Origin of the sequence: Bacillus cereus group sp. MG4, from assembly GCF_040460055.1 — a bacterium.
GTDB lineage: Bacteria > Bacillota > Bacilli > Bacillales > Bacillaceae_G > Bacillus_A > Bacillus_A wiedmannii.
The window spans coordinates 1-6,504 of sequence record NZ_JARVGZ010000006.1 but is presented as its reverse complement, the minus strand read 5'-3'; the positions used below and the strand labels follow the sequence as shown (position 1 = coordinate 6,504).

Genomic DNA, 6,504 nt, shown 5'->3' with positions numbered 1-6,504 from the left:
TTCACCCCTTTATTATATCCCTTTAAAGTCCCCTTTTCTATTTTAAATATATAGTCCTTTTTTCACCCTTTTGAATACCCTGAAAATATACAAAAAGAGAGCCAACTGTAAAAGTTGACTCTCTTTTATTTTTGGTTCATGATTTGCAAAGCACGACTTACATTCACTTTCCCATTTCCATATTCAAGTGGATTCCCCAAAGGAATTGCCGATTTCTTTAATAACGCTCTTAATTTTTGGTTAGACATCATTCTATCATTTTCTAATAACAAAGATGCTACACCCACTACATGGGCCGCTGCCATTGAAGTTCCACTATCTAGCTTATAATCACCGTTATTCCATGTACTCCATATATCAACGCCTGGAGCCATTAATTCTAACTGTTCCCCTTTACTAGATAAAAACCCCCGTTGATTTTTATTATCCAACGCTCCAACCGCCATTACAGAATCAAATTTAGCTGGATAGGTAATCGAATTCCCTTCTTTATATCCTTCATTCCCTGCGGATGCAACAAGTAAGATCCCTTTCTCATACGCCTTATTCATAGCTTCTTCAAAAAATACAGATTCTTTCTTTCCACCTAGACTCATTAAAATAATATTCGCCTTATGTTCAATCGCCCAATCTATTCCCTTTACAACCGTACTGTATTTTCCATTGGCGTATTTATCTAACACTTTTACTGCATATAAATCCGTATCGGGTGCAATCCCTGTCATACCCATATTATTTTTTTGCGCCCCAATAATCCCTGCTAAATGTGTTCCATGCCCATTATCATCATCAAAATCTGAAGCATTCTCAACAAATGAAATCCCATCTTTTATCTTTACATCTGGATGCTCTCGATCTATCCCAGTATCTAAAATCGCAACAGAAGTTCCTTTTCCCGTTAAGGGAGAAACTCCTTTTTCTTTCGTATGTAACACATTAAACATCCCATTATGTAAAGAATCTTCTGTTCCATTTGCTTTTACATTTCCATCTTCTTCTACTTCCACAATTTCAGCATACTGTTTCAAATTATCACTTGGATCATAAGAAAATTCCGCTTTTACAATGGGTAAATGAGAATACACCTCTTTTACTTCTCCACCTTGTTGTTCAATCAAACTCTTATCAACATTATCTTGAAACAGAATTAAATACTCATTTTTCTTTACTAACTCGCTCGCAAAAGACGTTACATTTCCACCACATGCTCCAAATAACAATACAACTACCATCATCCATTTTTTCATTCGTTTATTCTCCCCATTACACAGAAAAACAAGGCGCTTTAAGCGTCTTGTTTTTCTGAATCTGCAATTAAATATTCACAAAGTTCTACATATATTTTTTGTTGCTTAGTACGTTTTAATAAACTTAAAGGATTTACTTCTTTTGGTAAAACCTTTGAAATTAAAGTTTCAAACTCTTTAAAAGAAGGTTTATTATCTAAAAATAGACTTTCTAAATCCGGAATATCAAGATGAGAGTATTTTGAGATCATAGAATCTTTATGGGCATCCATATACTTATCACTATCATGCGTTTTTTCTGTACTTCTTACAGATAAAGCCGTTAATACATTAATAAAAAATGTATGTTGTTCCCTACTAATATCATAATCTAGTATATAATCATACAAAGGATTAGCATCCATATCTACCATCTTGTGTAAAATTTCAATCTTATATTTTAAAAACTCATATTCATTTTGTCCCAATTCTAACTACCTCCACTTATTATAAAATAACAAATAAAATCCCCTCAGCTACTACATCTGCTGTAGAAGCTGAAATGCCACATTCATCAATTAAATAGTTTTTCAAACCTCTTTTAGCTACATTCTCTGTATACTCTAAATAATGAGCAATTGATAAACGGTTTTCTTTTACAGCATTTTTATAAGATGCTTTCCCAAGATATCCAAGAAGACTTTCTAAAGCTTCTCCTCCCCATTTCAATCCATAAATTAAGCCTTGTTTTTTCCAACCTTGAGCTGTCACTTCACCATCATCATCCAAAGAAACTAATTGATTTAAGTCAGTCGCTTGAACATTTGTTTGTGGGAAATTCACCACATTATTTTTTACAGGTGTTTCTATTTCAGCTGCAAAAGAAGATAAAGGAGCAACTGTTAAAAGTGCTGCGAATGCCATTGTTGCTGGAATGATTTTTTTAAATTTAGATTTAATATATAACATGTATAATTCCTCCAAAAACTTTTATTTTTTTATACCTTAACAACCTTATATCTCAATGGAAGAATAAACAAGTCTGGTTATTCAAACCAAAATTAGATATATTTAAAAAGTAGAATTGGTTTTGTTAACCAAATAAAAGAAATTATCAATAAAATTAATAGTTAATAAAATGAATTATACAAAAAAAGGCATCCATTTCTTACAAATAGATGCTTCCTCATTATCAATTTTCTACTTCCACTTCTTCTTGTAAACTACCGTTATATTGCAACTTTTCCTCTTCTGTTAACTCTACATACTCCTGATGAAACTTCAACAAATCAGAATTCCATTTCGCAATAATTTTATAAAAGTACTCGTTCTTATCTTTGTTCTTATACTTGTCCAATTCACCATTTTCGTATTTCAAAGCATAATCTTTAAACATACCACTATACACAATAAGTTGACGCCCTTTTAATCCAGAATAAAACACATCAAACACGTCTTGACTACTTAACATTTCATAATCTTTTGCCGAATACTTTGCAACCTCCGCAACTGCATTTCCTTCTCGAATTAATTCCACTTTCTGAATATGTACTTGTGTTATCTCTATTAGATCCGTCGCTTCTCTCCACATCGATAACCATTCTTTTTGTGAAATATAAGATTTGGCATCTGTAAAATAAGATTTGTTCACACAAAGCAAAACATGAAAATGCGGATTGTAATCATCACGCTCTTTGTTATATGTCATTTCTAATTTCCGAATATACCCTTTGATAGACCGTCCTACATTTCGTCGTTTAAATAATTTATTAAAAGCTTTATTAAATCTATCAATCTCACTTCTCACCATATCAGCTTTAATATTTGGTGTAGTCAAAGTAAGAAACAAAAACTCTTTCTTTTCCTCATTTTTGACAGCTTCCATCATCGTCGCAATCTTCATCGCATCTTTACACGCTTTTCTCCAAGCACAAATCGGACAAAATCGATTTTTACAAGGATTTGAAGCTATTAACTTACTTTTCTCTTTATTACGAGTTGAAATGAATTGATTGAACGTACTACAATCTTTAAACAATTCACGCCCACCCTCACTCAATTTATTTTCTATAAATTTATAGATTTTCAAATTTTGCTTCTTCTTCGGTTGATACTTACCAACAATTTCACCTTGATTTTTATTTGTCATATTTGATATATTAGTCCCAGTTGAATAATAAAAAAGGGTACACAAAACCCTTTGAAAGAGACTTGCTCCTCTCATGTGATTTTATTATTTTTTTCTCGACAATTAAAATAATAAATCACTATGCTAGGCTATGCAAGTCTTTTTTCGTCCAAACCCTACAGCCACAAGGCCCGAAAGCATACAAAGGCACCGATTTCCGTGCGGAAATAGTTACCCTTGTATTAAAATAGAAATTTGGCCCCAAAAAACAGGCCAAATTTGCTCTCAAAAACGACCAAAAACCGGTCGAAAAACAACCCCAAAAATCGAAGTTTTTTTAGCCCCTTTTTCTAAACCCAAATTCCACATCCAAACCTCGTACATATTTCAAATAATTTTTCAAAGAGGGAACACTATGTAAACTTTCTATGTTCGAAATCGTAGTAACAGATAATCCACTTCTTTCTGCCAACTCACTTTGCGTTAACTCTTTTTCGATTCGATAACGCACCAACGTCCCAATGACCCTTGCATACTCAGATTCAAATTCATCCTCACTTCTCTCTAAAACTAACAACTTTATCCATGTATCACGTCGAAATTGTGCATTTTTTCTCTTTCCCATTCATTTTTCACTCCTGTTTCAAAACTTACAAACCAACTCTACAGCAAAACCTCGGGCATTGTCCGAACCTACAAGGGACTCGTCCCTTGATTCCCATATACAAATTCCTAATCCCCACTCACTTAAAGTTCTCGATTAAACACAAAAAAGCTTTTAACACCCCTATCGTCCTGTATGATGAGTTTCAATCTTATTATGTCTTTTTGTATTACTTCTGTTTTTAAAGCCATCAGGAATGACGCTGGGTGTCTTAAAACGAATGACTGACTACGTATCCAGCTTGTATATCATTTTCTATACAAACTTTACGTTTTATGCGATACAATGACTTATGCCATATCTTGTCATTCACTTGCTATGGCATAAAACAAAAGGTGATCGTTCAAGTCGATTCTTTTTCTGAAAGTGTTCGATTGTTTTTAGTTATGAGGGCAAACTATTCTCATCGTCACAACAAGCACAAACACCTGATATTGACATACAACAGCATGTCGATATCAGGTGTTTGCTTTTCAACGTTCCATGTCATACCCACGATTTTTACTCACTGCCCTCTTATTTTCACGTTCATGCTCACGTTCAAATTGATTGTCTACGCCCTTCATATCCAATTCATTCTTAATAAGCCCTCTAAACGCCTTAAATTGCTCTTTAAAGACTTTTTTCGTATTTTCGTATAAAACCCTTATATTCGTCTGCAAATCTCTTATATGAGCCTTTAAATAGTGTATATCGCCCTTTAACGAACCAATTTCAAGCGTAGCTGACACCAATTCCTTTTTTAACTGTTCATTTTCTTTCGTTTTTTGATAAACTTCTTCACGAAAATTTTCATTTTCCTGAACGAGATCTGTTGTCTGCAAACGCTCATAATCTTTTTTTACAGTGACAGCTGCACTTACCAAATCTTCCAGATAGGTAATTTGTTTTGGTGTATAAACATAATTCCCTGTTTCTTTTTCAATAATTTCTGGTTTCCCAATAAATTTTGGCTTTACCTCAGTCTTAATCTCTTTCTTTTTGCTTCTTAGATTCATTTTCTTTTCAGGAACATGCTCACTGACTTTTACAAGTTCATCTTTCTTTTTAGCCATTTCTTTTTCTAGCCATTGAATTTCTCTTTCTAAATCTTTTTTCTCTTTGTACTCATTCACATCTTTATACTCATTTGTACCAACTAATTTTCGTTCAATACCATGCTCTTGTAATATTTTTTCTAACGACTGAACTTCTTTTTCTCTCCAATCATCAAAAGGACGCGTTTTATCTAGTGTTACATCTTGTTGCATAATAGCTCGGTCAAACGATACTTGCTTTTCAAGTCCTCGCTTATAGCCACTCGCCACAGGCACAAAATTTACGTGCATATGAGGACTTGCCTCATCATTATGAATCACCGCATTATACACTTTCAAATTAGGATTTCTCTTTTCGAAATCCTTGAACCACTCCAATAAAATTTCATTCGCTTTTTCATAATCAGCACGGTAATTAAAATCTTTCATGTCACCAATTTGCACAATCATTTCTTGCTGAAGTGAAGTTTTTTTACTAGATTGAATGTGTTTGTAATAATCATCAATTTTTCGATCATTCCGTTTTTGTTTGGCATTATATTTCTCCAACACTTCTCCAAATTCTCCTTGGTACAATTCCTTTATATCTTTCTGAACAAGATATTTATTTTCATGAGAACGAGATTGATTAATATGCGAATTTCGCTCCTTTTCCTTCTCGTTCATCACCCTATTGTTGTGTTTAATATTGGTTTTATTCGTTGCTTTTTTGAGAGAAACCGACATGCTCATACCCACTCAACTCCTTACTATCACTATACCAAAAGCTTTGTTACTTTTGCAAAGTAACCTTTTCTGTATTGTGACACTTCACTCCGTTACGCATACACAATGAAAAGGCTCTGCGAGGCTCTTTGGCTTCGCCAAGTTACGCCACAGCGCAACAAAGACCTTGGGGTTTCGCCCCCAAACGCCGACCAAGGGATGCCCCTTGGATCGCAATACAAACATCCACCCACCAACCTCCCAATCCTGGGAGGCTCCCTCGCCGGTAGGCGTTCCCCAAACAAAATGTTTGGAGAAACTGCCAAGAGGGTGGACTATCCGATGCACGTGTCCACTCCTTATCCTCCCGCCCCTTTCGGGTTCGGTCCGGTACCGTTGACACTTATCTCTACATCCTTCTCTACTCCAGTAATCGTTTTGCGACCGCAATCAATCGCATATTAAACTCTCTATCTAGCGTGATAAAATCTTTCTTTCCTTGTGTCCGTTCAAGCAATTCTTGTAACACCAATTTATCCTCTTCTTCTACACTGTCCTTTTCAACAATTATGGGAATCTCTTTAGGAGGTCTAATCCGAACACCTAATGCCCTCATTCTGACATAGTTCGAAACGCTTGTACTGTTCATTTTAGCTAACACCTCTAAACGTCCTTTTTCTTCTTCAGAAACATATAATTTAATTTGTTCTTTCACCATTTTTAAAATCTCCTTAAGATATATTT

7 protein-coding genes are annotated in these 6,504 nt (G+C 34.5%); all 7 read right to left on the bottom strand.

Annotated features, from left to right (window positions below):
* Positions 1 to 125: 125 nt before the first annotated feature.
* Entirely contained in the window at positions 126 to 1,247 is a 1,122-nt protein-coding gene (locus QCI41_RS30530) for a S8 family peptidase (RefSeq protein ID WP_353839123.1), read from the bottom strand.
* A 38-nt stretch (positions 1,248 to 1,285) separates the two neighbouring features.
* Positions 1,286 to 1,714: a hypothetical protein gene (locus QCI41_RS30525; RefSeq protein WP_233937189.1), complete on the bottom strand. Its 429-nt coding sequence runs from the start codon at positions 1,712 to 1,714 to the stop codon at positions 1,286 to 1,288.
* Between the two features lie 19 nt (positions 1,715 to 1,733).
* Entirely contained in the window at positions 1,734 to 2,195 is a 462-nt protein-coding gene (locus QCI41_RS30520; RefSeq protein ID WP_233937190.1) for a hypothetical protein, read from the bottom strand.
* 223 nt (positions 2,196 to 2,418) lie between these two features.
* Entirely contained in the window at positions 2,419 to 3,375 is a 957-nt protein-coding gene (locus tag QCI41_RS30515) for a protein rep (RefSeq protein ID WP_353839122.1), read from the bottom strand.
* 316 nt (positions 3,376 to 3,691) lie between these two features.
* Positions 3,692 to 3,979 (bottom strand): helix-turn-helix domain-containing protein, encoded by a 288-nt coding sequence (locus tag QCI41_RS30510; RefSeq protein ID WP_353839120.1) that lies wholly within the window; start codon positions 3,977 to 3,979, stop codon positions 3,692 to 3,694.
* 512 nt (positions 3,980 to 4,491) lie between these two features.
* Positions 4,492 to 5,787, bottom strand: a complete 1,296-nt coding sequence (locus QCI41_RS30505) for a plasmid recombination protein (RefSeq protein ID WP_353839126.1) — start codon at positions 5,785 to 5,787, stop codon at positions 4,492 to 4,494.
* 394 nt (positions 5,788 to 6,181) lie between these two features.
* Positions 6,182 to 6,504, bottom strand: a 323-nt coding sequence (locus QCI41_RS30500; RefSeq protein ID WP_353839263.1) for a plasmid mobilization protein, incomplete at its 5' end; no start/stop codon positions are given.

Excerpts from the sequence above, each read along its gene's own strand:
- QCI41_RS30530 (WP_353839123.1), bottom strand. The coding sequence starts at position 1,247 with ATGAAAAAATGGATGATGGTAGTTGTATTGTTATTTGGAGCATGTGGT.
- QCI41_RS30520 (WP_233937190.1), bottom strand. The coding sequence starts at position 2,195 with ATGTTATATATTAAATCTAAATTTAAAAAAATCATTCCAGCAACAATG.
- QCI41_RS30515 (WP_353839122.1), bottom strand. The coding sequence starts at position 3,375 with ATGACAAATAAAAATCAAGGTGAAATTGTTGGTAAGTATCAACCGAAG.
- QCI41_RS30510 (WP_353839120.1), bottom strand. The coding sequence starts at position 3,979 with ATGGGAAAGAGAAAAAATGCACAATTTCGACGTGATACATGGATAAAG.
- QCI41_RS30505 (WP_353839126.1), bottom strand. The coding sequence starts at position 5,787 with ATGAGCATGTCGGTTTCTCTCAAAAAAGCAACGAATAAAACCAATATT.